At 50.2% G+C, this 24,054-nt stretch carries 30 protein-coding genes and 1 pseudogene; 14 read left to right on the top strand and 17 right to left on the bottom strand.

The annotated features are described in order from the left end of the window. Positions 1-48: 48 nt before the first annotated feature. Positions 49-1,269, bottom strand: a complete 1,221-nt coding sequence (locus tag KNP87_RS03445) for a hypothetical protein (protein ID WP_214720827.1) — start codon at positions 1,267-1,269, stop codon at positions 49-51. 19 nt (positions 1,270-1,288) lie between these two features. Then, complete coding sequence (locus KNP87_RS03440; RefSeq protein ID WP_026832852.1) at positions 1,289-1,882, bottom strand: hypothetical protein; 594 nt, start codon at positions 1,880-1,882, stop codon at positions 1,289-1,291. Between the two features lie 146 nt (positions 1,883-2,028). Between KNP87_RS03440 and KNP87_RS03435 the strand changes: the two genes are divergently transcribed. After that, on the top strand, positions 2,029-2,184 hold the full coding sequence (locus KNP87_RS03435; protein WP_214720826.1) for a hypothetical protein: 156 nt from the start codon (positions 2,029-2,031) through the stop codon (positions 2,182-2,184). Between the two features lie 46 nt (positions 2,185-2,230). On the opposite strand, the gene KNP87_RS03430 is transcribed toward KNP87_RS03435, so the two are convergent. The 4 genes from KNP87_RS03430 to KNP87_RS03415 form a co-directional block, all read right to left on the bottom strand. Continuing rightward, the gene (locus KNP87_RS03430) at positions 2,231-3,028 is read right to left on the bottom strand and encodes a protein phosphatase 2C domain-containing protein (protein ID WP_214720825.1); all 798 of its coding nucleotides are present in this window, start codon (positions 3,026-3,028) and stop codon (positions 2,231-2,233) included. Between the two features lie 163 nt (positions 3,029-3,191). Further along, a complete protein-coding gene (locus tag KNP87_RS03425) occupies positions 3,192-4,115 on the bottom strand; it encodes an alpha/beta hydrolase (RefSeq protein WP_214720824.1) in 924 nt (307 codons plus the stop codon). Positions 4,116-4,150: 35 nt separating this feature from the next. Beyond that, positions 4,151-5,608 carry a PH domain-containing protein gene (locus KNP87_RS03420; RefSeq protein ID WP_214720823.1) on the bottom strand — a complete coding sequence of 486 codons (1,458 nt, stop codon included), beginning with the start codon at positions 5,606-5,608 and terminating at the stop codon, positions 4,151-4,153. Beyond that, positions 5,605-6,165 (bottom strand): PH domain-containing protein, encoded by a 561-nt coding sequence (locus KNP87_RS03415; RefSeq protein WP_251135389.1) that lies wholly within the window; start codon positions 6,163-6,165, stop codon positions 5,605-5,607. Before KNP87_RS03415 ends, KNP87_RS03420 begins: the two co-directional genes overlap by 4 nt. A 76-nt stretch (positions 6,166-6,241) precedes the next feature. Between KNP87_RS03415 and KNP87_RS03410 the strand changes: the two genes are divergently transcribed. Continuing rightward, positions 6,242-6,697, top strand: coding sequence for a hypothetical protein (locus KNP87_RS03410; protein ID WP_147511069.1), 456 nt, complete (start codon positions 6,242-6,244; stop codon positions 6,695-6,697). A 21-nt stretch (positions 6,698-6,718) separates the two neighbouring features. On the opposite strand, the gene KNP87_RS03405 is transcribed toward KNP87_RS03410, so the two are convergent. Continuing rightward, positions 6,719-7,153 (bottom strand): MarR family winged helix-turn-helix transcriptional regulator, encoded by a 435-nt coding sequence (locus KNP87_RS03405; protein WP_214720822.1) that lies wholly within the window; start codon positions 7,151-7,153, stop codon positions 6,719-6,721. Between the two features lie 107 nt (positions 7,154-7,260). Here KNP87_RS03405 and KNP87_RS03400 point away from each other — a divergent pair, with 107 nt between their 5' ends. Then, complete coding sequence (locus KNP87_RS03400) at positions 7,261-7,683, top strand: organic hydroperoxide resistance protein (protein WP_026832847.1); 423 nt, start codon at positions 7,261-7,263, stop codon at positions 7,681-7,683. Positions 7,684-7,886: 203 nt separating this feature from the next. Here KNP87_RS03400 and KNP87_RS03395 read toward each other — a convergent pair whose 3' ends face one another. Beyond that, positions 7,887-9,026: a hypothetical protein gene (locus KNP87_RS03395; RefSeq protein WP_026832846.1), complete on the bottom strand. Its 1,140-nt coding sequence runs from the start codon at positions 9,024-9,026 to the stop codon at positions 7,887-7,889. Between the two features lie 135 nt (positions 9,027-9,161). Between KNP87_RS03395 and KNP87_RS03390 the strand changes: the two genes are divergently transcribed. The 3 genes from KNP87_RS03390 (at position 9,162) to KNP87_RS03380 (ending at position 11,830) form a co-directional block, all read left to right on the top strand. After that, a complete protein-coding gene (locus KNP87_RS03390) occupies positions 9,162-10,241 on the top strand; it encodes a GTP pyrophosphokinase (RefSeq protein WP_233550649.1) in 1,080 nt (359 codons plus the stop codon). A gap of 63 nt (positions 10,242-10,304) precedes the next feature. Next, entirely contained in the window at positions 10,305-10,748 is a 444-nt protein-coding gene (locus tag KNP87_RS03385) for a MarR family winged helix-turn-helix transcriptional regulator (RefSeq protein WP_026832844.1), read from the top strand. 74 nt (positions 10,749-10,822) lie between these two features. After that, positions 10,823-11,830, top strand: coding sequence for a tetratricopeptide repeat protein (locus KNP87_RS03380; protein WP_214720821.1), 1,008 nt, complete (start codon positions 10,823-10,825; stop codon positions 11,828-11,830). A gap of 64 nt (positions 11,831-11,894) precedes the next feature. Here the strand turns inward: KNP87_RS03380 and KNP87_RS03375 are convergent, their stop codons facing one another. Genes KNP87_RS03375 through KNP87_RS03355 form a run of 5 tightly spaced genes read right to left on the bottom strand, consistent with a single transcriptional unit; the run spans position 11,895 to position 16,134 of the window. Continuing rightward, on the bottom strand, positions 11,895-12,830 hold the full coding sequence (locus KNP87_RS03375; protein ID WP_214720820.1) for an aminoglycoside phosphotransferase family protein: 936 nt from the start codon (positions 12,828-12,830) through the stop codon (positions 11,895-11,897). A 49-nt stretch (positions 12,831-12,879) separates the two neighbouring features. Further along, positions 12,880-13,449, bottom strand: coding sequence for a guanylate kinase (locus tag KNP87_RS03370; protein ID WP_026832842.1), 570 nt, complete (start codon positions 13,447-13,449; stop codon positions 12,880-12,882). Beyond that, positions 13,439-13,915 (bottom strand): hypothetical protein, encoded by a 477-nt coding sequence (locus KNP87_RS03365; RefSeq protein WP_119923039.1) that lies wholly within the window; start codon positions 13,913-13,915, stop codon positions 13,439-13,441. Before KNP87_RS03365 ends, KNP87_RS03370 begins: the two co-directional genes overlap by 11 nt. Positions 13,916-13,927: 12 nt before the next feature. Further along, positions 13,928-14,656 (bottom strand): glycerophosphodiester phosphodiesterase, encoded by a 729-nt coding sequence (locus KNP87_RS03360; RefSeq protein WP_251135388.1) that lies wholly within the window; start codon positions 14,654-14,656, stop codon positions 13,928-13,930. Continuing rightward, on the bottom strand, positions 14,656-16,134 hold the full coding sequence (locus tag KNP87_RS03355) for a carboxypeptidase M32 (RefSeq protein WP_214720818.1): 1,479 nt from the start codon (positions 16,132-16,134) through the stop codon (positions 14,656-14,658). The genes KNP87_RS03360 and KNP87_RS03355 overlap by 1 nt, the downstream gene beginning before the upstream one ends. Before the next feature lie 142 nt (positions 16,135-16,276). Here KNP87_RS03355 and KNP87_RS03350 point away from each other — a divergent pair, with 142 nt between their 5' ends. After that, a complete protein-coding gene (locus KNP87_RS03350) occupies positions 16,277-16,897 on the top strand; it encodes a serine/threonine protein kinase (protein ID WP_026832838.1) in 621 nt (206 codons plus the stop codon). Positions 16,898-16,983: 86 nt separating this feature from the next. After that, positions 16,984-17,301, top strand: a complete 318-nt coding sequence (locus KNP87_RS03345) for a hypothetical protein (RefSeq protein ID WP_214720817.1) — start codon at positions 16,984-16,986, stop codon at positions 17,299-17,301. A gap of 232 nt (positions 17,302-17,533) precedes the next feature. Here KNP87_RS03345 and KNP87_RS03340 read toward each other — a convergent pair whose 3' ends face one another. Both KNP87_RS03340 and KNP87_RS03335 read right to left on the bottom strand, forming a co-directional pair. Next, a complete protein-coding gene (locus tag KNP87_RS03340; RefSeq protein ID WP_026832836.1) occupies positions 17,534-17,902 on the bottom strand; it encodes a PH domain-containing protein in 369 nt (122 codons plus the stop codon). An 80-nt stretch (positions 17,903-17,982) separates the two neighbouring features. After that, positions 17,983-18,735: a tubby C-terminal domain-like protein gene (locus tag KNP87_RS03335; protein ID WP_214720816.1), complete on the bottom strand. Its 753-nt coding sequence runs from the start codon at positions 18,733-18,735 to the stop codon at positions 17,983-17,985. A 168-nt stretch (positions 18,736-18,903) separates the two neighbouring features. Here KNP87_RS03335 and KNP87_RS03330 point away from each other — a divergent pair, with 168 nt between their 5' ends. The 3 genes from KNP87_RS03330 to KNP87_RS03320 are packed head-to-tail and all read left to right on the top strand — an operon-like array spanning position 18,904 to position 20,743. Continuing rightward, the gene (locus tag KNP87_RS03330) at positions 18,904-19,257 is read left to right on the top strand and encodes a YciI family protein (protein WP_214720815.1); all 354 of its coding nucleotides are present in this window, start codon (positions 18,904-18,906) and stop codon (positions 19,255-19,257) included. A gap of 14 nt (positions 19,258-19,271) precedes the next feature. Beyond that, entirely contained in the window at positions 19,272-20,042 is a 771-nt protein-coding gene (locus tag KNP87_RS03325) for a creatininase family protein (RefSeq protein WP_214720814.1), read from the top strand. Beyond that, on the top strand, positions 20,039-20,743 hold the full coding sequence (locus tag KNP87_RS03320; protein WP_119923047.1) for a class I SAM-dependent methyltransferase: 705 nt from the start codon (positions 20,039-20,041) through the stop codon (positions 20,741-20,743). Before KNP87_RS03325 ends, KNP87_RS03320 begins: the two co-directional genes overlap by 4 nt. Before the next feature lie 74 nt (positions 20,744-20,817). Here KNP87_RS03320 and KNP87_RS03315 read toward each other — a convergent pair whose 3' ends face one another. Then, the gene (locus tag KNP87_RS03315) at positions 20,818-21,480 is read right to left on the bottom strand and encodes an HAD hydrolase-like protein (protein ID WP_119923048.1); all 663 of its coding nucleotides are present in this window, start codon (positions 21,478-21,480) and stop codon (positions 20,818-20,820) included. A gap of 305 nt (positions 21,481-21,785) precedes the next feature. After that, positions 21,786-22,206: pseudogene (locus tag KNP87_RS17450) on the bottom strand (DUF402 domain-containing protein). A gap of 262 nt (positions 22,207-22,468) precedes the next feature. Here KNP87_RS17450 and KNP87_RS03305 point away from each other — a divergent pair. The 3 genes from KNP87_RS03305 (at position 22,469) to KNP87_RS03295 (ending at position 24,052) form a co-directional block, all read left to right on the top strand. Further along, entirely contained in the window at positions 22,469-23,218 is a 750-nt protein-coding gene (locus KNP87_RS03305; RefSeq protein ID WP_214720813.1) for an SDR family oxidoreductase, read from the top strand. Beyond that, a complete protein-coding gene (locus KNP87_RS03300; RefSeq protein WP_214720812.1) occupies positions 23,218-23,469 on the top strand; it encodes a hypothetical protein in 252 nt (83 codons plus the stop codon). Before KNP87_RS03305 ends, KNP87_RS03300 begins: the two co-directional genes overlap by 1 nt. Positions 23,470-23,563: 94 nt before the next feature. After that, positions 23,564-24,052 carry an NUDIX hydrolase gene (locus KNP87_RS03295; RefSeq protein WP_214720811.1) on the top strand — a complete coding sequence of 163 codons (489 nt, stop codon included), beginning with the start codon at positions 23,564-23,566 and terminating at the stop codon, positions 24,050-24,052. Positions 24,053-24,054 lie beyond the last annotated feature (2 nt).

The following is a 24,054-nucleotide window of genomic DNA, read 5'->3' as shown; positions in this document are numbered from 1 at the left end:
TCCTCTCTCGGTAAATCGAGAGACGACAGTCGCTTTTTCGGTTGTGTATCATGGTGTATCGGTTTGCTCTGCTACAGCAGTTGATTCATCGGTTCGCCTGATTCGGACGACTCCGGGCGGGCGGTGCGGAAAGGTAAGCGTCAGACCGCCGAAGCGACAGCTGTCGTTCCCGTTTTGTGCCCGGTCGATCCATTCGATGGGTTCGCGGCGTGCCAGGCTGTGACGAATCCGGTTTTCGGCTTGTTGGCGTGAAATCCCTTCACAGTCGACCGCGGTCAAATACGTCGCTTCATCAGACTCGAATTGTTGCCAAATTCCTAACAGAAGCTGTCCCACGGCGCTGACGGGTGTCCCGTCCGGTTCTCCGGCACCGACTGCTTGATCGAGCAGCTGAATCGTCTCGTCGGACGTGGCGCCGATGGCCAAAATCCGCCGGGACCCTTGCTGCATGACGCGAAAGCGCTTCTGCCCTTCTTCGAGCCACAAGCGTTGCGCAAACGGATTGACGGGGATTCCGTGGAAAAACGTGACCGTCCCCCGCCAGGCAAACCCGAATGACGGATCATATTGACGGATCGTTTCCATCGCCTGTTGTAAAAAGGTCTCGATCTCGACCTGTTCGGTGCGCAATTGTTTGCGTACCTCCTCAAACTGATGAATCGGGACGCGGATCGGAGCGGGTGTAAACAGTTCCCCTTCCGGCACGCGGTGCGCGCTCAACACGTGCCCGTCAAAGCGGTAATCACTGGCCGGCCGGCCGGTCCGACCGACCAAGATCTGCCAGTCATCCCCGTCCGGTGCAAAGGCATAGGTCTGATGCGCAAATGCCGGAGCGACGAATAAACCCGGAAACGACTCAAACGTTGAAATTCGTAAGACTTCTCCATCATTCCACTCCTCTTCGATGACGCGGATCAGTTGACCGGTCGAAGAGACCTGGTCTGTCAAGTAACGCCCGGTATTGCTGTAAAAACCTAAGATGAATTCGCGTTCTTCTTCTTCGAAGGTCATCATCGTCATCTGGAACAACGATTGGACTTGTGCTTCCGCAAACAAGTCGTCGACTTCTTCCGGATGGTGCGATTCAATCGCCACCATTTGCCAACCCATTCGCTCATATAAAGTGATTGTAATCGGGAAAAACAGGAACGCTCCGTGTGTCGCCTCGAGCTTCAGCATATCCTGCATCGCCAGTCGTTCAATCCGTAAATCAAATCCCATTCGTTCAAAATGGTCTTGCATACGTCTTTTCCAGTGCGTGAATTCCATGTTTTCCCCTCCTTGCTGATTAGGCCCGTTTACGAAGCGGATTCTTCGACCAGTAAATGTACAGTCCGACCAATCCGGCGATTCCAATCACATACGAAGCAGTTCCACTGACTTGAATCAAGACGTCCGGATTCGGAACGAACGTAATCAGGACAGCTTTATACGTCGCGAACAGCATGAAGCTGATAAGGAATTGTGCCCAGACCCGCTTCTTGACGAGACGGATTTTCGGTGACGTAATCAAGATTGACATTGCATCGATTAAAAATAATGCGATGATGGAAAAGAGGATATAGTCGGCTAACGCAAATTGAAAAATGCCGTCGATTCCTTCGATGAAGATGAACATCAGAATCGTCGAGACATAGTTGCGGGTCCACCGTTTTTGCGTCTCGACGCGGCGGCGTTCCGGGATTTCGGCGATCATTTGATCAAGCCGCTCTTCCGGCGATTGACCGTGCACCGTTTCAAACGGCTTTTGCGACCGTTGTGCTTCGTACAAATCGGCTTGGAGACGGTGTTCGATTTCCGTCCGCTCCGGTTCTTCGACATTCAGGTTGAGTCGTGGTAACAACGACTCTAAAATACGTGTGTTGGCTTTAGTTAGTTTCAAGCGAGATCCCCCTTTTTCATGTTTAAGTATAACGGTTTAACGGGAAAAATACTCATAAGGAAGATGGCGATTGCTTGACGAATCCGCCATAAATATTCAGAATAGTAAGAAAGATCACTTTATCTGTAAGAAGTGGAGGGAAACAGATGCGTCAAACTTTAACGAATACCACTTTACTTGCCGTTTTGGCAAGTGTCGGCATCGTGTTGCCGTCGACCGATACGGATGAAACACCGGAGACAGACATCGTGCCGACAGAACAACCCGCTCCCGTTGAGTCTCCCGTGGAACCAACTGAATAAAAGCATGACCCCCTTTCCACCAGCGACGGAAATACGGGTCATGCTTTTATTTTGCGTTGCCCGGCATCGTGACGGTTTCCTCCACCGTCACCGTCCAGGTCACAATCGTCGTACTGTCTCGGACATCATGTCGTTCAATCGTTTCGAGTAACGTAGCAAGTGCCGTTTCGGGGTATCTCTCAAAAAGAGTGGCCATCGTCTTTGAATCTTCAAATGGTGTTCCAGGACATTCAACCAGACCGTCTGTCGTCACCAAGATACGGTTGATCCCGCGCCGTAATTCCCGGACGCCGCGCGTGTAACACGGAACCGGTAAATCAAACGTGTTGACCCGCCCGATCCACTCAAAAAATTGTCGTTCGTTCAGCTTAAATTGATGATGCCGGCTCAAATCCGGATGGAACAGATAAGCCAGCACGTCGCCGACCGATAACCACCACAGGTATTTTCCTTTTCGCGCAAGGAACAAACAGGCTGTCTCTCCTTGTACACTTCGGCAGGTCGCCCGAAAAGCTTCGTCCTGTAACAATCCGAGCACCAGCTGTTCAAGTGACGAAAATGCCTGCTCGACCGGTTGATGTAACGTTTGTTCGATTTCTTCCTGATGCCGCGTGATCTGACGCACGACTGCAATTGCGCTCTCCGCTGTATCGTGGGCGTCGAGCACCAGTGTGAATTCCCAGTCGTCACCAAGCCAGATCAGACACCCGTCCTCATTTTTTGTTTGCCCCGCCCGGCTGCATCCGCCAAACCGTCCTACCGCGACAGGACCGATGGTTTGAATGTCCATCTGATCGACGAACGCCGATTCATTTCCTACCCAAGACAATTGAACTCCTGTCATGGATTGCTCCTTTCGAAACAACACACTACGTGCGCCTGTTTCTTGTTAATAGAGACAGCGTAGCATACCGACAGGAAGCTGGTATATTTATCCTGTTTTAAATCAGGTCAATACAAAAAACGAGAACGGCGGATGGAACATCTGCCGTTCTCGTTTTTATGGCTTATAGCGGTTTGACGAATGGTTCGATAAATAACCGGAGCCGTTTTTCATAATTATCGGGATCTTTGAAAGACGTGTCGTCGTGTCCCGCTCCCCGGACCGGGTACAGTTGTTTGATGCCGGGTTTTGCTTGGTACAGTTCATACACCATCCGCGACGGGACGCGTTGATCGTCCGTCCCGTGAATGAATAAAGTCGGCACCATGATGCGTGAGGTCTGTCGCGTGACGGACACATCCCCATAAAAGAAATCCTGCCGGAACTTATTGAAGGTACTGGCAGCAGCAAGTGACGGACCCGCAGGATACGGGAGATCTTCTTTGGCACGGAACGCCAACCAATCGTCAAGGCGGGCATAAGCACCTTCCGAGATGACGACTTTCAGCTGTTTCGGGACGTCTGCTTCCCCCGCAGCCAACAAGGCCGTCGCGCCTCCAACACCTAATCCGTGATATAAAATTTGGCTCGTCGGTCCATTTTCCGCAATCAGCTGGTTTGTCCAATCAATCAAATCCAGCCGGTCCAACCAACCAGAGTTCCGTGCCTCCGTGTCTCGACGTTCGACAAGCAGGACATGGTAACCAAATTGTTCATGGTACAAGCGGATCAGTGAAAACAGGGAGGCCTGGTGTGGTGTGTCGTCAGGTAGGACAATGACTGTTTTGTCAGAAGCCTCTGTTGCAGCAAGGTACTGACCAACACGTTCCGGTCCTGATGTCGTCAGCTTTTTCGATACGACGTCTTGTTCGGTAAACCACGTTTGATCATCGGTTTGCTTCTCATCAGACGCTTTGCTTTCGTTTGCTAACAGGCGGGACGCATCGGACTGTCCACTGAGCGTCTGTTGAATCCGGTGACCATCATACAGAATCAATCCACTGATGATCAGTACGGGAATAAGGATGACGAATAACCATCTGCGCACGCTGTAAACTCCCTTCCGTCCTATGTTTCCTACACTTATTCGCCGTCCTTTGCCTCAGGACCTGCTGCCGGCGGCAACGGTTTTAAGAATGTTTGCTGGTACCAGTGCAAGATCTCCTTAAATTCGGTTGCAGTAAAATATCCGGCATCAAACCCCGTCGAACCACGCAGCGTGATTCGGAATTTCAAAATGCTTTTCTCTTCCAAAAAACGGGAGACATGCCCGGAAAAAGCTTCGATTTTCAAACGGGGCGCATAAATCGTTTCCCGGTTGACAAGTTGTTTTCGTAAAACGAACAGATCATTTTCATAACCGTAACGCGTATGCCGGTAACCGGACCGGGCGAGGACGTAATACAGCGGCAAAAATAAGAACAGCACCAAGCCGATATACCGGATCGCTTCCGGCAGCCAAAAGTACAAGGCGCCGTTTACAGCCAGGAACAGACTTGCATAACCGAGCAACGGCCAACGCACGATGTAGAAAAATCCGCGATCGGCAGCACGTCGTTCCGGTACAAGTTGCTTAAACCGCGGTAAAAACCGTTCTAAAAAGCCATCGATGTCACTGACGCGGATGAAGGGATGGAGCAACAGCTTTTCCTCTTCCCCGCTGGCGGAGATGATATGCAGGGAGAGATGTGCCCGCTTAAACCGGCGTTTGATCCAGTTCTCTTCGATGACGAGGGCTTGAACCTTATCTTGATGAAACACAACTTCCGTCCGGTTCAAGAGACCGTACCCGATCGTCAACCGGTGTTGGTGTAAAGTGGCTTGAAACGATCCATACCGTAATGCAAAGACGAGGATGGAGCCGATGTAGATGATCACTAACACCAACAGGCCGATCGTAACTAACACCAGTAACGACAGATGGAGTAATTCGTTGAACAGTTGACTGATGTACTTTTCAATGAAGCGGTTGATAAATTGATAAACGGCACCGAACCCGACCAGCGCAAGACCGATTCTCCCGGACAAGGCACCGGCCAGCAACAGCTCCGTCATGCTGACGGAATACGTGTCAGACGAGGAGGAGTGTTCTGACGAATCAATCTGATCCGTCGATCCGATTGTTGACTTCAATTGTTTGGCGAACTTCAACCGGACCCCTTTGAGCTCGACTTCCGGTTTGCCGCCGTCTGACGATGTTTCGACCGTCAAGGTCGCCAGTCCAAGCAGACGTTCGAGAACGTTTTGGTTGATTCCGATCGACTCGATCCGCTGACGTTTTGTCGTCCGCTCACTTTTCCGGAAAATCCCTTTATTGACCCGAATCGATTGGTCGTCCAAGGTGAACGTGTAGAAATACCAGGACGCGATTCCAAACAACAGGATGATCAGGCTGACGACTGCGACGCCAATTGCCGTGTAAACACCAAACCCGTCATTTTTCAAATCATTAAACAAAATGACCGCAATCGGGATGACAAGCGAGCGGAGATGCGTTAAGGTCGTCATCAGGATGAACAGAGGATGGACCCGCCGTGTCATAACGTCTCCTCCTCTTGTTCCTCAAGTTTCGCGATCCGTTCGATCTGCTGTCGCAGTTTCTTCGCCTGAGTCACCTCGAGTCCGTGCAGATCGATTTCTCCCGACGCGGTGCGGACGTTCATGTTCATTAACTCATGACGACGTAAAATCGGACCCGACGAGGTGTCGATGATTTGGACTTTGACGAGCGGTGTCACGACATGATGTAAGATGAAGATGCCGGACTCGACGATTAAAAATTCCTCATCGACGCGGAACTTAAAATACTTTTTCCGGATCGGCGGAATATAGACGAACTGCAGTATGAACAACAGACCGACGACGGCGGAAGCAATCCACATCCACCATGGAGACAGATCAAGCCAGGTGATTTGGACGACGGTCGCGACTCCAATGAGGAGGGCAACAATGGTATACTTGATTCCAACGTATTGACGTTCAGCGGTTACCGAGGCCTGAGGCAGATATTGCCACTCCCCGGTCGGATGGTTTGCTTGCATAAAATCTCCTGCCTTTCGTTTTTTCATACGGGAGGAGACCCGTTGAAGTTTCAGCATCATCAATCAGACGTTGACATTTCCCTGCGAATCATCGCATATATAAGAGAGTAGAAATGTATCTCAAGGAGGAACCATGCTAACATTTGAAGAAAAATTAACTATCATCGAGACTTTCCCACAACTTGTCCGGAAAGAAGTTTCCCTGAATCGTGTCAACTTCCACTTCCCGGAAAGTCAGTTCGAGAAAAAAATCGTCGTCTATCACCTGCATCCAAACGGAAACGGGTTTGTTTACGCAGCAGGTTTACCCGGATATGAAAAAGACCGGAAAGGATTCGTCAACATCCGTGAATTTTCGGAGCCGGCTTTAATCCTCTTACTTCAAGATGCCATCAAGGCGTTGGAAACCGTCGAGACGGTCGAAACATTAGAAGAAACATGGATCAATGACAACCAATTCGAATTGACGTTATTAAACGAAGATTTGGATACATGGTTGGTCTATGCCGGCGAGTTACTCGACGGGGCCTTTAATTCGTATAAAGAAGCGGCAAACTATCTGGAAGAAGAAGGTTTCCGCCGTAAATAAGCATTACATGAACGGGACTGTTTAATCAGTTCCGTTCATTTTTAATGTCAGCCGGTTTAAGGTCTGTTTGACGAGCTCAAGATATTCTTCCGACACGCCGAGCACTTCTTTTAAAGCGAGCGGAATGCGTTCGGCCTGTTGCCGAAGGTCCCGTCCTTCTGCTGTCAACGTGATTTTGATGTGCCGTTCGTCTGTCGGATTCTTGACACGCCGAATCAGACCGGATACTTCCAGTTTTTTTAATAAAGGCGTCAAGGTACCGGAATCCAAGTGCAACCGTTCACCGACTGCTTTGAGCGATTGCTCATCTTCTTCCCATAAAACCAACATGACCAGATACTGCGGATAGGTTAATCCAAGCGGATCGAGCAACGGACGGTACCGTTTCGTGATTTCCCGTGAAATTGCATAAAACGGGAAACATAATTGTTCATCCAGTAAGAGTGGATTTGACATCAAGAGACCTCCTTCAAGCATAATAGTTGTGTTTTAAATTAGATTGTATAAAATCTAATTGTAAGCTACTTAAAAAGAATACCTAAAAACGAAAGGATGTTACAACCATGAAACCAATGTTTACTTCATCTGCAACTGCTGTAGGAGGACGCGACGGTCGCGTCGTATCGGAAGACGGAATCTTAGACGTCGCTCTCGCGATGCCTGTACCAGGATCTAAAAAAGAAGCAACAAACCCGGAACAATTATTTGCTGCCGGATACTCTGCTTGTTTTGATTCTGCCTTGAACCTTGTTGCCCGTAAACAAGGCATCAAACATGACGGCAGCGAAGTCACTGCTCACGTTACCCTAAACGAAGCAGCAGACGGTTTTACCCTGTCAGTTGAACTCGACGTTCTTGTCCGTGGTGTATCGGAAGAACAAGCTGCTGAACTCGGAAAAATCGCGCATACTGTTTGCCCGTACTCACGCGCAACAGCTGGAAACATTCAAGTCGATATCTTTACACGGACATCTGATGCAGAATAAGCATACCATTCTCCTCTTCCGTCTTGGTCAAATTGGCTAAGATGGGAGAGTTTTTTGTTGTGTTTATAAAAATGATTGATATGATTTTTGCTTTTCTAATTTTATTTTTTATTAATATTTACGGTAAATGAAATAAACATACGTACAGTTTAAAAATCACACTGCTTGAATTCACAGTGTGATTCCGCCAATCGTTCGGTGGATCATTGCAACTGTTTGACGGACAAGATGACGAGCTCTCCGGAAACGATCATATAATAGGCATCCTCAAACCGGTGACGGACATTTTGTTCGCCGTCAAATACCGTCACCATCGGTTCGGCGTCATCGCCGATCGATTCATGCAGATAAAACCGGTCGCGTAACACCCGTTCAAAGGGGTCCCGTTCCAAGTAGCGGGCGCCTGTCCGCAGATTCATGACTTCATGGTGTTCATCGGACCGATCGTTGACGATGAAGATCGTCGATTCGACGTCGTCATACGTAAAGTCCAGCGGTTCATAATCACTCCACCGGACCCGACCGAGTTCCGTGATGTCCGATTCATTGTTGATCTGATAAAACACTTCTTCATTTAACCGTTCGGTGTAGGCACTGAACACAAGGTGACCACCCTGTTCCCCTAAATATTGAACAGTGTCCCCTTCCCCGTCCAGGCGGAGTAACGTCTGAAACGACAAACGGTCAGCTCCTTGTTCGATTTCCTGGACAATCGTAGCAAGCGAAGCAATCAACAGACTTTCAGAGTGATCAATCGGATCTTCCGGCGAGATGACCCCGCTCTCAAGCGCGTCATAAAATGAAAACTCATCGAGCCGGGCATTGCAGACGATATAATCCGTCTCGTTTAGACTGACGAGGAAAAAGTACAGTTCCCGGTAGTTTTCCGTGATGCCGTACAACCGTTCATCGTTGATCGGGTGCTGGGTTTTTGTCGTCACGTCATACAGAAAAGCCGTCGTCGTCTGATCGACATGCAACAGGACCATATAACGGGCGTTTAAGACCCAGTACAGCGTCAAATCACCGGGTAAGTTCCACACGGCGAGCTGCTCGCTTTTCCCCGAGTGCAGATCGATCGCAAGCAGGTGGGTTTCCCCACCGTCATCCCGGTGTTGCTCGTTTAAACAATACACTTTGCCTTGTTTGACGAACGGACGGGTTGGTCCGTGATCGCGCAACACGTCCGTCGTCAAATCGATTTGTTCCTGATCTTCCAAATCAAACCGGCTGATATGAAATTGATTTTCGTCGAGTCGGCGTCTGAAATAAACTGACGATGGTGTGACATGTAAGATATCGGAATGATCGGCCGGCAACGCCCGTGCGTCCAAGATTTCCATTGTAGCACCCCTCCCAGATGTTCTATTCTTTCTTTCCCACGAACGGCAGTCGTTGAAACAGGGTCTTCCCGTGCGTCCATCGAAAACGAGTGCTACAATATGGCTAGAAGAGACTTGATGAGGAAGGTGAAATCCGTGCAATCACAAGATTTAAATACGATGATGCTGGAATACGTAAACGATAAGGAAGATTATGACGCGTTTGCGGATAAATTAAAGGTGTTGTTATCCGAACTTTTAGACGCTGCCGGGATCAAATACCATTCGATTGTTGCGCGGACCAAGGAATCCGAAAGCTTATATCAAAAAGTGTTACGACAACCAAATAAATACCAGTCGCTCCGGGACGTCCATGACTTGACCGGGATCCGGATCGTGACGTATTTTCACGATGATGTCCGGGAAGCGGCGCGGATCATCGAAAATGAGTTTTCGATCGACCGGGATCAATCCGTCGATAAATCGACGTTACTCGATACGACAGAGTTCGGCTATCTGTCGGTCCACTTCGTCGCCGCCCTAAGTGACCAACGACTCGCGCTCAGCGAATACGGCCGTTTCAAGGACCATACAGCCGAGATTCAGATCCGCTCCATCCTCCAACACGCGTGGGCTGAAATCGAACACGATCTCGGTTACAAAAATCCGAACAGCGTGCCGGCGGAAGTGCGGCGCAGTTTCAGCCGGGTCGCCGGTCTGCTTGAAATCGCCGACCAAGAGTTTGTCAACATCAAGAAACAGCTCAAACAATTCGAAGACGAGACCGTCCAACAGATTTTGTCTGATCCCCACCAAGTCCGGATCACGTCCGACAACTTAAATTATTTCATTGATCATTCCGCTGTCATCAATGATCTGGATAAACAATTGGTCACGTCCCAGATGATGCTTGACTCCGATCAACAATTGATCAACGAACTGATACGGATGTTCCATTACGTCGATATCCGGAACTACGGCGAATTGATCGAAGCCGTTTCCGTCCACAGTCCGCTCGCCTTGAAATGTGCCCAGGTCATGCCGAACCCCTTCCTGCCCCGCCAAGGGATCGGGATTGCCTACATCTGCATGGCGGTGACGATCGCCGGCAACGATCCGCACCGGATCGATTATTTCTTCCGCCGCTTCTATCCTGAACTCCGGAATGTCGAGGAAATCATCAAACAGGTCCAACCGTTAACAAAACAGATGATTCAAGAGAAAAATATTGATTAAACTAAAATTTTTCACTATACTAAATCTCGGAAGAAGAAACTACGGTACAGAAAGAGTGAAACTATGGCCACTACACTAGAAGTAGCAAACCGCGACCAATTGATCGTGGATACAGAAAAGGGTTTACGCATGAATTACCGCGCCATCAAAAAAGACGTCCGGAGCATGTTTACGACGTACTTGACGCGAAATGAATTCTTTATTTTGAAGTCACTTTGCACAAGCAGTCCGCAAATCGCGTCGGCTTTGTCCAATGAATTCCAATTTTCAGCCAGCATGATTACGGCGCTTGCGGATGAATTGACGAAAAAAGGATTGATTTCGCGTGAGCGGAGTGAACTCGACCGTCGTGTCGTCGAACTTCGGGCGACAGAAGAAGGCATCGAGTTATACGGGAAACTGGAAGCGATGAAGATGGAATATCTGTCTGATGTGTTCGCTGACTTTTCCGATGCCGAACTCGATACGTTCCGGACATTGCTGACAAAACTCGAACAACAGGCTTAATCTTCATCCAACCCTTCAGCCGATTCGGTTGAAGGGTTTTTTGGTTCCCACCTCAAAAAAGGAGTGATTCAGTGATGACAGGCACACTCACGACACAGACGGAACGCTTGACGATCCGTCCATACCAACTGACGGATTTTCCGAGTTGGCTTGCGCAATCTTCCGTCCCCTCTTCCGGACAACCGGATGTGACCGTGTTTACAGAGGACTGGTTCGAAGCATGGATCGCAGAACAACAGCAGCGGGCGGCGGATGACCTTGGCTACTGCTTCGGTGTGTTCCGGACGACGGACGGGGTCCACCTCGGAACGATTACTTTTTCGACGCTCGCCCGAAAGAGCTTAGCAGCGGCAACAATCGGCTTTTCGATCGACGCTTCCTTCGGATATGCCGACGAAGCCGTCGCTGCTCCATTGCAGTATCAGCGGATTGAAGTCCGGATTCCCCTCGACGATTCTGCCACGGTGCAGTTGGTCCGTCGCCTCGGTATGCAGGACGACGGCATCCGATCCGTCTGGTTCCCCGACAACCATACCTGGACGGAGCAGCGGATTTTCGTCCGTTTGAATACGGAAGCGACGCCGACCGAAACACCTCCTTTTGACTGGACGGAAGTCAGTCGGTTCCGGCAGGAAAAACAGTACGCCGTTGCAAAAGACGTCGTCGCGACTTACATCAGGCAAGCACCGGACGATCCGTTCGTCAATTACCAGATGGCTTGGTGCCACGACAGCCTCGGTGAAGAGTCGGCTGCCGTTCCTTATTATGTCAAAGCAATCTCCTCTGGCTTAATCCCGCCTTATTTACAACAAGCGTATATCGGACTCGGCAGCACCTACCGGGCGCTTGGACGATACATGGAGGCGGAACAGACCTTGACTGCAGGACTCGTCCGATTTCCGAACCATCCCGTGCTCCAAACGTTTTATGCGTTGACTTTACATAACCTCGACCGGGCGTCCGAATCGACGGAGTTGCTCATCCGGACACTCCTTGACACCACTGCTGACAGAGACATCCTGACCTATGAACGGGCGCTCCGTTTTTATGCAGAGCACCTCGATGACACATGGGACAGCTGAATACCACAACAAACGTTTCCTTGATGAAGACGACTTCGTCAGGGAAACGTTTGTTGTGGTGGTTTCATGCATTTTCGGAATTGGAGTAGATGAAGTCTTGGTACCAATCCGGAATCACTTGTTCGAACTGGTGATGAGCCGCCACTATACCGCCAAGGCGTTGTTCCATTTGTTCCGTTTCCAACGGCGCATGTCGCTCGGTCCAGACCACGCTAGAAAAAACGGCCATCACAAGATAAACACTGTATAGCACCCAAAATGCTTCCGGCACCTCCCCGTCAAAATATCCGTCGAGTTGACCGACGGCAAACGGCACACTCTCCTCGACTTGAAACAATCCCACCTTGACGAAATCATGCCAAGGGTCCCCAAAATCATGATTCGAAAAATCAATCAATCCGACGAACCGACCCTCATCCGCAATCAGATTACCGAGGTGCAGGTCATCGTGCTGGAACCGGTTCGGTCGACCGTCCAGCAACTCGACATGGCGCTCGATGAAGGAAAGAAGGGGCTGATCGTCTTGGATTCTGATCCGTCCTTGCCGGTACTGATCGACGTACCGCTGATGTTTGGCGAGACAACGGTTCGCCCACGGTTCAAGCACTGACGGTGCAGCGTAGGTATGCAGTCGTTTTAACTGTTGCCCCACTTCTCGTCCCAGACGATACTCCGACTCCTGCCCCAAAGGGAACAGTTGCCGGACCGTCGTTCCCTCCAGATAGCGGTACCGGCTGCAGCACCAAGACATGCCCGGTATCACGATGAGGTCGAGCGGTTCCGGCACCGCCAAACCGTCCTGATGCATCTGTTGCAGGAGACAGAACTCTTGCTGTTTTCGCTCCACATCCCGTAACGGATTGATGTGGAAGATCGACGTTCCTGTTTCGTCCTGCGCTGTATATTTGGGATCAATACCATACCGGGTCGGAAGGCGCCGCCAACCCGTAAAATCTTTTAAAGCCGGGTGTTGTTGTAAGCAGTCTAAAATCGGGTCCATCAGTACCTCCTTTTGCAACAGTCAAAAACAGCAGGGAGACTCCCTGCTGTTACGATTCGGACGGTTGTCCCGGAATATAGGCGGAAATGATGCCGAGCAGATCGGCATAAGCTTGTTCAAAGTCAATGTTTTCAATCATGTAGTCGTAATGATCACGCTCTTTCCACGCATCGGCATAGTCGATGAGCCGGGCTTCGAACTCCGGCGTATCACCCCGCATCAACAGCCGTTCTTTCATCAAGTCCGGCGGAACGGAGACAAAAATCGTGATTACTTGATCGGCAAACATCGTTTTAAAGGCGGTTGCCCCTTTGGGATCGATATCCTTGATGACGATTCCATCGGACGCCAGCACATCTTCATACGCTTGGCGCGGTGTTCCGTACCAGGCGCGATGAACGTGCGCGTACTCGATGAAACCATTGTCTTGAATCAATTGCTGGAACGTCTTGACGTCGACGAAATGATAACTCTCCCCATCCTGTTCCGTCGGACGTTTCGGCCGTGTCGTGACGGACGGGATAAAGCGGACACGTTCATATTCATGGCGTAACCGTTTAATCAAGGAAGACTTTCCGCTGCCCGATCCACCAATCAACAGAATGATTTTACCTGACATCGTCATCCTCCTTTTGTTGTTTTAGCGTCATAAAATAACTTGAAAAACGCAGCGCAAACTGTTCCAGTTCACTGTCTTCGACAACCCCGTAAATCGGACGCACGACGATGAGGTACCGGTCGTACGTCACGATTCGCGAGACGTCGTTTCGGGTCATCTGGACGTTGCTCTCCGGATAACTCGAAACATAATACCAATCGACCGCAATGCGGGTCGGGGTTTGACTGGCGTAGATCCACGTCTCGTTTGAACGGTCATGCTTGATCGTACTCGTCAAGGCAAAACGTTGTACCATCTTTAATTCGGTTTTTGCGTCACGCAGTCCTGCCTGAAAATCATCCGGTTTCGTCACCGACTCCTCGACCTGTTTTGGTTTCGGCGCCGGCAGGCTGGCAAAACCAATCTGCAGACCGATGACGAGCGCCGTGATTGACGCTAGTATGATTAACACATGCTCCTTGCGCATGACGCTTCCTCCTTAGTGGATGGACAAGCTCGCCTTAAACGTTTTTGGATCATTGACGATGACGGCATCGACGCCAAGCGCCATCATCTGTTTGACATCAGCCGCGGTTTTCGGCGTATAAACGCGGACTTCGATTCCCGCCTGATGCGCAAGGATGACGTCGTCTCGCGTGACGCGACGGTAATCCGGATGAATCGCTTTTGCCCCGAGTTGTTTTGCCTGCTGTTCCGGATGGTACAGCGGATAAGGAAACAGAATCGCTGTCTCAATCGCCGGATCGAGCTCGCGGACGGTCGCGATTGAATAATGATTAAACGAACTGAAAATCAATCGGTCGCTTGCGATACTATGGGCACGACACCGTTCGAGTGTATAGGCTTCAAGGCCTGGATAACGGATCGTATCCGTCTTCAGCTCGATGTTCAGGATAACGCTTGTCGGAGCAAGTAACGCCAAGACTTCGTCGAGTGTCGGAATCGTCGTCCGGACGGGTCCGCCGCTTCCTTTAAAGCGTGCACCGGCGTTCAGCTGTTTGAGTTCCGCGAGCGTCAAATCGACGACGCGTCCCGTTCCATCGGTCGTCCGGTTGACCGTCTCGTCATGAATGATGACACCGACACCGTCCTGTGAAAAGTGGACATCAAATTCGATCCCGTCAACGAACGGAATCGCCGCTTCGATGGCTTCCAGCGTATTTTCAGGGAACTGATCACTGGCTCCCCGATGGGCAAACCAACGCATCATAATGCCTCGACGACCCGCGTGTACTTCGCTGTCAAATAGTTGATCAACGGTTGGACGGAAATCGATTGTCCGGTTGCCGCTTGAATCAATTCAGCCGGTGTCTTCGCTTTTCCGTGTTGATGGATGTGTTCATTGAGCCACCCTTTAATCGGTTGAAGCGTTCCGTCCGCGATCAATTGATCGACGTTCGGCACATCCCGACGTAACGCTTCGTTCAACTGCGCACTGTAGACGAGTCCGAGGGCATAACTCGGGAAGTAACCAAATGATCCGCCCGACCAGTGGACGTCTTGCAACACCCCTTTGGCGTTTGAAGGGACATCGACTCCAAGGTACTCTTTATAGAGACGGTTCCACTCAACCGGCAAGTCTTTGACTTCCAGTTCACCCGTAATCAATCGTTTTTCGAGTTCATAGCGGATGATGATATGGAGGGCATAGGTCAATTCGTCCGCCTCGATTCGGATCAAGGACGGTTTGACCTCATTGACGGCCGCATAAAACGTCTCAAACGGAACGTCCGCTAGCGAAGGAATCGCTTGTTGCAGTCCTTCGTAGCGTGCTGCGAGGAACCCTTGGTTTCGACCGATGAAGTTTTCAAAGAACAACGACTGCGATTCATGAATCCCCATCGACGCGCCTTCTCCCAGTCCGAGCGCATCGAGCTCCGGAGCGATGCCTTGTTCGTATGTCGCGTGTCCCGCTTCATGCATCGTCCCGAACACGGAGTTCCGGTAATCATTTTCATCATACTTCGTCGTGACACGGGCATCCTTCCGGTTGATGGTCGTCTGGAACGGATGAACCGTCTCATCGAGGCGGCCGGCCGTGAAATCATAGCCGATATCGTTTAACCAATCGTGATTCAATTGAATCTGCGTCTTTCGGCTTGCTGACCAGTCGAGCGTCGGGAACGTTTTCCCGTCCAGTTCTTTTAACAGAGTGATGATCGCTTGACGGAGTTCCGCGAACAACGGGTCAAGTTCCGCGACTGTCATCCCCGGCTCATAATCATGAAGTAACGCATCATACGGATGTTGCCCGTATCCCCAGTACTCGACGAATTTACGTTCCATGGCGACGATCTTTTCTAAGTACGGGGCGAACAGATCCCAATCATCCGCGTCCTTCGCTTTTTCCCAGACACTTTCGGCTTCCGAGATCAACGTGATGAACGTCTGATATTCCGCTTCCGGAATCTTCGAGTCCCGATCGTATGCCTGTTTCGCTTTTTCATAAGAGATCGCCTCTAACCCCGTCAGCGTCTCTTGTCCCATTGCCTTCAGCAACGTCTGGTACGTCGTGCCGGTCCGGCGGCGGAAACTCTCCGTCGACAGGAATCCAATCGATTTCGAACGGTTTTCGGCCGATTGATCCGGCATGTACGTCCGCATGTCCCAATAAAGTAGAGCTACTGCTTCGTCATAGGCACCAAGCGCTTCAAAATGGTCACGCCATTGTTGTAATGTATTCATAAAAGAACCCCCTGAGCTAGGTATTTGCTGTACATTTTCAGCATATCACAAAATGTTCAAAACTTTCACACAGGAGTCGTTTTATGAAACCTTCTCACACCAAACAGCGTATAATTAAAAGAAGAGAAAGGAAGTGGCATGTGTGAAGACAGATTCCGAACTGGCTTTTGCGATCCATCTGACAGAGATACAAGATGGCTATACGGTCTCCTCTTATCCAGATGAACTGGAGTGGATTGGAACGGGTCGAAGTGCGTTTGTATTTCGGATCGTCGGAACGGACCGGGTCATCAAAAAGTTTTTCCCGTCGCATCGACATCTGGCAGCAATCGAAGGATCGATTTATGAACAATTAAGCCCTTTTACGACGTATGCCAAACAATACGAGTATGGCGCGGATTATCTTGTCATCGAATACATCGAAGGGCAAACGTTGTTCGAATGTTTGATCAGCGGCACGCTCATTACAGACGATGTCATCCAGACCGTCGATCAGGCTTTAGCAGAAGCACGATCGGTCGGCTTGAATCCATCCGACATTCACTTACGCAACATCTTATTGACGCCGACCGGCACCCGAATCATCGATGTCGCGCGATTCCGACAAACGGATCCGTGTACACAATGGGACGACTTAAAACGGGCCTATCAGTACTTTTATGCGAAACCGTTTTTCCCGAAACGATTTTCCGAGTCCTTCTTGAATACGATCGCAGACGTCTACAAGGGACGTTTGTTTGAATCGATGCGAAAGACGGGGTAAACCAGAACGACCGACAATCGAGTGACTGTCGGTCGTTGCTTTTACATATAAATTCAATATTTTAACTAAAATGGAGTTATATTCAAATGAAGCGTTGGCAAAAAATTGGACTTTGGATGGGTGGTTCTCTACTCGCTTTGTTGATCGTCTTACCATTGCTGTCGCCGGTCGTCTTTTCGGACGATACAGAGCACGGAGCGATTCGCCATTATCTGTACGAACAAGGACATCCGTATCAGAGTTACAGCGCCCTTCTCGACAAAAGAATGGTCGATCCGGAGTACGGGCGCATGTACGACGTCCTCTGGTACGATTATGACAGCGAGACGGGGATGACACCAACCATTTGTTACAGCAAAAAACAAGATCATCACTATACGGTCAGTTGCGGAACGGGTCCCTGATGGATCTGTTTTTTTATTGGCAGGAGCGTTTTCGTGCTGTTTCCCTGTTATTCAAAGTGACGGATTCAGTAAATGAAGATTACCCGTCGTTACGCTCTGTACATTTAAGCATGAATTACGGGAGTTGAAATAAAATTAACGAACTCGTTTAGGGCGGCAGATAGCGGCGAGCAACGTCAATAAGAGGATCACTCGTTTTTTCTTGAACGTTCTTTTCATTACATTTTCCTCCTCATAAAATCGCATTGGCAATCAACAGATCGATTTTGCGAACGTCGACCTTTTTGTTGAGATTGATCTTAATCGTTCCGGCCCGGGTGAACAGTTGAACTTCGGAGTTGATGTCAAACATCCCGCCGGCGTTTTCCGTCGAATACATGTTGATCGACTTATAGGGAATCGAGTAGACTTCGACCTTTTTTCCCGTCAGTCCTTGCGCGTCCCGAATGATCAACCGGTGGGTCGTGAAAACGGCGACGTCACGAATCGTCTTGTAGGCGGACAAGGCCTGTTCGCCTTGAATCAATAATCCTTGCACGTCATGCGGGATGTCACACTCAGAGACGAAGGTCCATGCGAGTTGACTCAGTGGATTGCTCATCACAAATCGCCTGCTTTCTGTTTTTGATTCTCTTGCTTTGTCTTAGGATATCACACTCCGCACTTCATCCGGGAGGCGTCTCATTCCCGATAATGGAAACGAAACAAGACCATTCCGGCGATGAGCGCGACGTGCGCATCCTGCTTTGGAACATCAAACGTCAAAAGATTCCGTTTCCGTTTGCTCGTGGCGATCGTTGCGCCTTGCCGCAACACCTCTATGCGCCGCGATAACTTGGATGACCGGATCTGATACTGTTCCGTTCGGTAAGTCATCTGCAACACTTCGCTGAACGCGGCCGCATGACGGAACGTATTATCCGTTTTGATTTCACCGACAGTCTCTCCCCCCTCCTCGATCCACCATTCCGTCTGATTGCTCCACAACCGTTGATTCGGTTTCTCGACTAGCTGAAGTTGTTGGTTTGACACGTCGAACACCAAATTCAGAAAAAATCCTTCCACCTTCGGAAAAGCAATGAACCAGCGGTGCCACGGTTTATGGAACGTCCGCCGATACGTACCGAACGCAACATCCGCCCGATAGATCTGTTTTACCCCTGTCGATACTCGTTCACCGAGGCGTGAAGCGTATCCGGCGTCTACGCCGCAAAAGGTCCCGTCCCGCTTTTGTTGGATCCGTTCGATCCACCCCGCCCCGTAGGCGGCGGGCAGAAGCAACGATAGACTCGCCCACTCCGTGATATCGAAGATCCCAAAATACAACCCGCGCGCCGTCAATCCGACGACCCCTAACAAAAATAACCCGATGCCATATACCATCTTCCAGTTCCCTTTCATGACCATTTCTGATTTCACAACTTCCATTTCCATGCTAATTAAATACGATTAAATTGGCAATCATTTTCCTTATCTACTCCGCCATCGAAATTTCCAACATCCATTTTTTAGTTTATACAGCAGGATTTTTTTACTGTTTGTCGAATACTAAATATGTGATACAGTCATCACCATTTTCTACTTTTGTTTGGAGGTTAATTGATGTTATTCCTGTTGCTCGTCAAAGCGTCTCACCGGTCGGAAGCCGATTTACTCCCGGATTTATCGCTCCAAGACGCGATGGCCGCTTTTAATCAGGAGTTGGTGACGGCAGGTGTCCGGGTCATGGCAAAAGGACTTCACCCGACACGGGAAGCGCTCCGTTTTACGTATCAACAACCCGATGGACAAGCGGACATCACATCCGGACCGTTTGAACCGTCGACGGAGCAGATTGCCGGTTTCCTGTTGATTGATGTGGCGTCAAAAGAGGAAGCGATCGCCTGGGCCAGACGTATGCCGGATCCGCAAGGTCACGGCGAAGGACAAATCGAATTACGTCAAGTATTCGAATAAAGGAGAATTGATGCATGCTCAGCTACAAAAACAGTACACAAGTCATCCAAGACAGCCAGACGAACATTGCCGTTCTTTCGGTCGGTGCAACGGAACAGTTCGGACCGTATTTGCCGATGCATCTTGATACATTGATTGCCGAGCGGTATGCGACCGTTTTCGGCGAACGCTTAAACGCCTATGTCTTACCGACCCTGCCGTTTAATACCTCCGAAGAACATGCCAATCAAGCGGGAACCGTCACCGTCAGTCCGACGGTGTTATCGGCGATGCTCGAAGAAATCATCGTCAATCTGTTCCGTCAAGGATTTAATCAATTTGTCCTTTGCAACGGGCACGGAGGTGCCTACTGGGAATCGGCGTTCGTCAAACAGATCAACTTCAAGTATCCGGAACTGGTCGTCATCACGACCCACCGTTATCAGGCTTTTGAGGAAGCGTTACACGTTGCAGGACTGGACGGGTTAAGAGAACGTCACGGCGGTCTGTTGTCCGTCGCCACGGCGATGTGGCTTTGTCCAGAACTCGTCGATTTAAAACCGATGGGGGGAGACGTTCCGCTGTCCCATTACCCGGTCGCTGATTATGTTTTTTGGGATCAACTGACAACGGACGGCTGTTGGGGTCATTTTGAGCCCGGCGTCTATTCACCGGACGAACTGGCAAGAATCGGGGAAATGTTCTGGACGACCTTCATCGACAAGCGGGCGGAACATCTGGAAGACATACTGACAACTGCGGTCCGTTTGAGAAATCTGCCGGCGAGAAAAGAGGAACCACGATGAAGGAAACGATTCGCACGCAGGACGATATCCTGAACATGCTGGATGCTTTACTGCGGGAACCGACTGCGTTTTGGGATAGCTTTTATGAAGATCGGACGAAACGGATTCCCTTTTTCGTCGATAAACCGGATGAAAATCTTGTCGCCTACGTGGAACAAACACAACTTCCGCTGACACGTGTCCTCGAACTCGGAAGCGGTCCCGGACGCAATGCCTTGTATCTGGCGGAACGTGGAAGTCAGGTTGACGCGATTGACCTTGCGCAATCATCGATTGATTGGGCAAATGAACGGGCAAACGAGCGACAACTTGATGTCCGGTTCCGGCAAGGAAACTTGTTTGAGCTCTCGATTGAAGACGGTGCTTACGACTTCGTCTACGATTCCGGCTGTTTCCATCATATCGCCCCGCACCGACGACACGACTACATCCGCGTCGTCACGGATGCGTTACGACCGGGTGGTTGCTTTGCCTTAACCTGCTTCGTCGAGGGTGGTCAGTACGGCGGGTCCGACATGACGGACTGGGACGTTTACCGTCAACGCAGTCTGCAGGGCGGTCTTGGCTTCACCGAAGACAAACTCCGCTCGATTTTCGATACGTTTGACGTCCTTGAAATCCGGTTGATGCAGGAAGCTGCACCGACCGATCCGGTCTTTGGATTATCGGGTCTGTGGACAGCGCTTTTCCAAAAGAGATGACACAATTCAACACAACCGGTGTCCCCTTGCGTTTAAAGGAGGCACCGGTTGTGTCGTGTTGAAACTAGATCATCTCATTTCGAGAGCGAAGCAAGACTCAGCTTTAGGATGTCCCGTAAATCGGAGACGATATAATCAGCTTCTGCCAGTTCTGCTTCATTCGAAAAATCAAAACGGCAACCGATGGCCGGTAATTGATTCGTCCGTGCCGCCATAAAGTCAGAAATCCGGTCTCCGACGACCGTCGCTTGCGTCAACTGATGGTTTGACAAGATGTGCCGTACCAAATCACTTTTCTGTAACGACGCCACGTCTTCGATGCTGTAGACACCGTCTAACCAACGATCCAGTTCATAATACGTCACGATCGCAGCTAAATAGTTGTTCCAGCCGTTGCTTGCGATGTACAAAGGATGGTCCGCTGCTTTTAAGGCACGGAGTGTCGCTTCGGCACCCGGATACAACGCACCATGCCCTTGTTTTATATGGGTGATCAACGCGCCTTGAAAGATTTGATCAACAAGTATCCGTTCGTCATCCGTATGCGTCGGCAACAGTGTCCGCCAGACTTCCGGCAACGGTACTCCCATGATCGATTGATATTTCGCAAGCGGAGTCTCTCCGCTCCAGCGTTCCTGCTCGCGCAAGAACGTGAACGCGTCGTCCAAGGCATGACCAAGAATACGATTCGTTTGAAATAATGTCCCATCCATATCAAATATGTACGCCTGTTTCATATTTCCAACCTCCTTGATGGTTTAGGTTGAGACTTCTCGTCAGTCAACTCAATCTGTTAAAAATTTTCTGCGGCCTGCTCACTCAGTCTTCTGAATACAGGGTAAAGACTAGGACAGGGATGTGCCATGTTTTTTTCGAAAGCGCAAGGAGATGAAACGTCATGATGGTGCTTATTGTGATCGCCTTAGCCGTCATCAGCATCGTTCTGTTTGTCCTCTATCACAACAACAACAAAATCGTCTAGCGACACCCTTCCATCATCCCGTTGATTGTTTTGACACTCAACGGGATTTGCTTGCTCGAATCACGCATCGCTCAGTAAGGCATGGTGCGCATAAGCAAGCGTACCGGTCACAAAATCCGATGTCCGTATTTGTTCGCGCAACCGGTCGACCTCCTGCCATGCTTCATCATACTGCGCCCGGTTGATTTCCCCCGCTCTTAATGCCGCTTCCAGCTCATCCGCATCAAGGATCAAACACTCTTGACGGCAACAGCACAAGATCCAAAAACAAGTCATCCCAAAAAATCCCGTTCGTATCTCGTCCGTGACGAAGACAAATATCGACATACGTTTGAACGATTTTTCCGTGTTCATCAAACATCGTCGTGACGACATGCTTTTTTTCGCTCGGAAACTGTTGCAGCCAGGAATAGCCGTCGCCAACAAGCTGAACCGTCCGTTCTGAATACCGAACATGCAACGGGTGCGTCACTTGAATCATATCAAGCCGTGTTACATACCCGGTGAATGATTCCGTCTCCATGTACAGCTCCCGGTAATTTCGTTCAATCATCCGCTTCCACGACGAGCGCGCCGCGTATTTCCGTTTCAGCACGTTGAACCACCTCTTTTTTTCATCATAGCATTTGGAAACGGATGGATTCTATTACATTTTGTAAAAAAATCCCTCTTTTTTCTGGACGCCCTTCTTTTCATCACGGTACAATGACATGCATAGACGGACTTACATTGGAGGCGTTATCATGTCATACTCACCCCGGATCGCACTCATTACCGGTGCGAGCCATCCCGATGATATCGGTACGGCGATTTGCCGGAAGCTCGCGGCTCAAGGAATGACAATTTGTTTTACATACTGGAAAGCCGATCCTTCCTGGATCAAGACGTTTCAAGCAGAGCTGGCGGCAAACGGTACCCAAAGCGAAGCGCTTGAAATCGACCTGTCGGCGCCCGATGCGGCAGAACGTGTTTTTGCCCATACGCTCTCAACAGTCGGCACACCGTCCGTCCTGATCAACAATGCCGCTCACTCGACGCAGACCGATCTGGCTTCCTTAGATATTGCAGCACTTGATGCCCACTACGCCGTCAACATCCGGAGCACGCTGCTGTTATCGGTCCTGTTTGCCCGTCAGTTCGAGCAAGCCGGTTTACAGAATGGTCGTATCGTCAACATGACGTCCGGACAGGATCTCGGTCCGATGCCGGATGAACTCGCTTATGCAGCGACGAAAGGGGCGATTTCAGCGTTTACGACTTCGTTTTCGCTCGCTGTCGCGCCGCTTGGGATTACCGTCAACGCGCTTAATCCCGGACCAACCGATTCGACGTGGATGACGGATGACGTCCGGACGCAGCTCCAACCGCAGTTTCCATTCGGACGGATCGGTACACCGAATGATGCCGCGCGGACCATTGCCTTTCTCGTCAGTGAAGACGCCGCCTGGATCACAGGGCAGATCATTCATGCAGAGGGTGGATTCATCCGGTAATGGAGGAGCGACCGAGCGTTTCCGAATGGTTATCCGCGCAAGGACTTTCGTTCGAACAGATCCTGTTGATTGAAGCGATTCTGACGAATATGTCCGTCCTTCACAACGATCCGGCAAAAATCGAAGATGTCCATCAAGTCTTTCTTCAGGACGTTTCTCTTCCTTCACTGCGATTGCAGCCTGACATGAGTGTTCGGCAATTTACCGATGTCCTGTCAACATATGCGATCCACCTCAATCCAGCCGAATGATTGAGACGTGATCACGAACAAGGATGCTGTTCCGTCCTGTGCAAACACTGGTTACATCAAAGCCAATCTTACAGATCATGAAGGAGGTCTCTACATGGGGTATATCTCAGAATTACGCAAGACCATCGGGAGTCGTCCGATCATCAGCGTCGGTGCGACGGTCCTCGTGACGAACGATCAACGGGAAGTCTTATTCCAACACCGGTCCGATACACACGACTGGGGACTGCCGGGCGGATCGATGGAACTCGGCGAAACACTTGAAGAAGTCGCCATCCGTGAACTGCAGGAGGAGACCGGGCTACAGACGACTCAACCGGAACTGATCGGCGTCTTTTCCGGTCCCCGCTTTTACTTCCAGTATCCGAACGGGGATGAAACATACAGCGTCATTCATCTCTATCATGCAAAAGACGTCACGGGGACGCTTGCGATGCGCGACGGGGAAAGTCTGAATCTGAGCTACTTCAGCCAGGCGACACTGCCCGAGACGATCGAGCGCCGGGCCAACGAGTTGCTTAAACAACTGGGAGACCGGTTATGGAATTTGGATAGTTCCTTCTCACCTCCGTCCCTGAAATGACC

It is taken from the genome of Exiguobacterium sp. s192 (assembly GCF_018618795.1).
GTDB lineage: Bacteria > Bacillota > Bacilli > Exiguobacteriales > Exiguobacteriaceae > Exiguobacterium_A > Exiguobacterium_A undae.
Note: the sequence above shows the minus strand (reverse complement) of the source record. Positions and strands in the feature narration are given on the sequence as shown.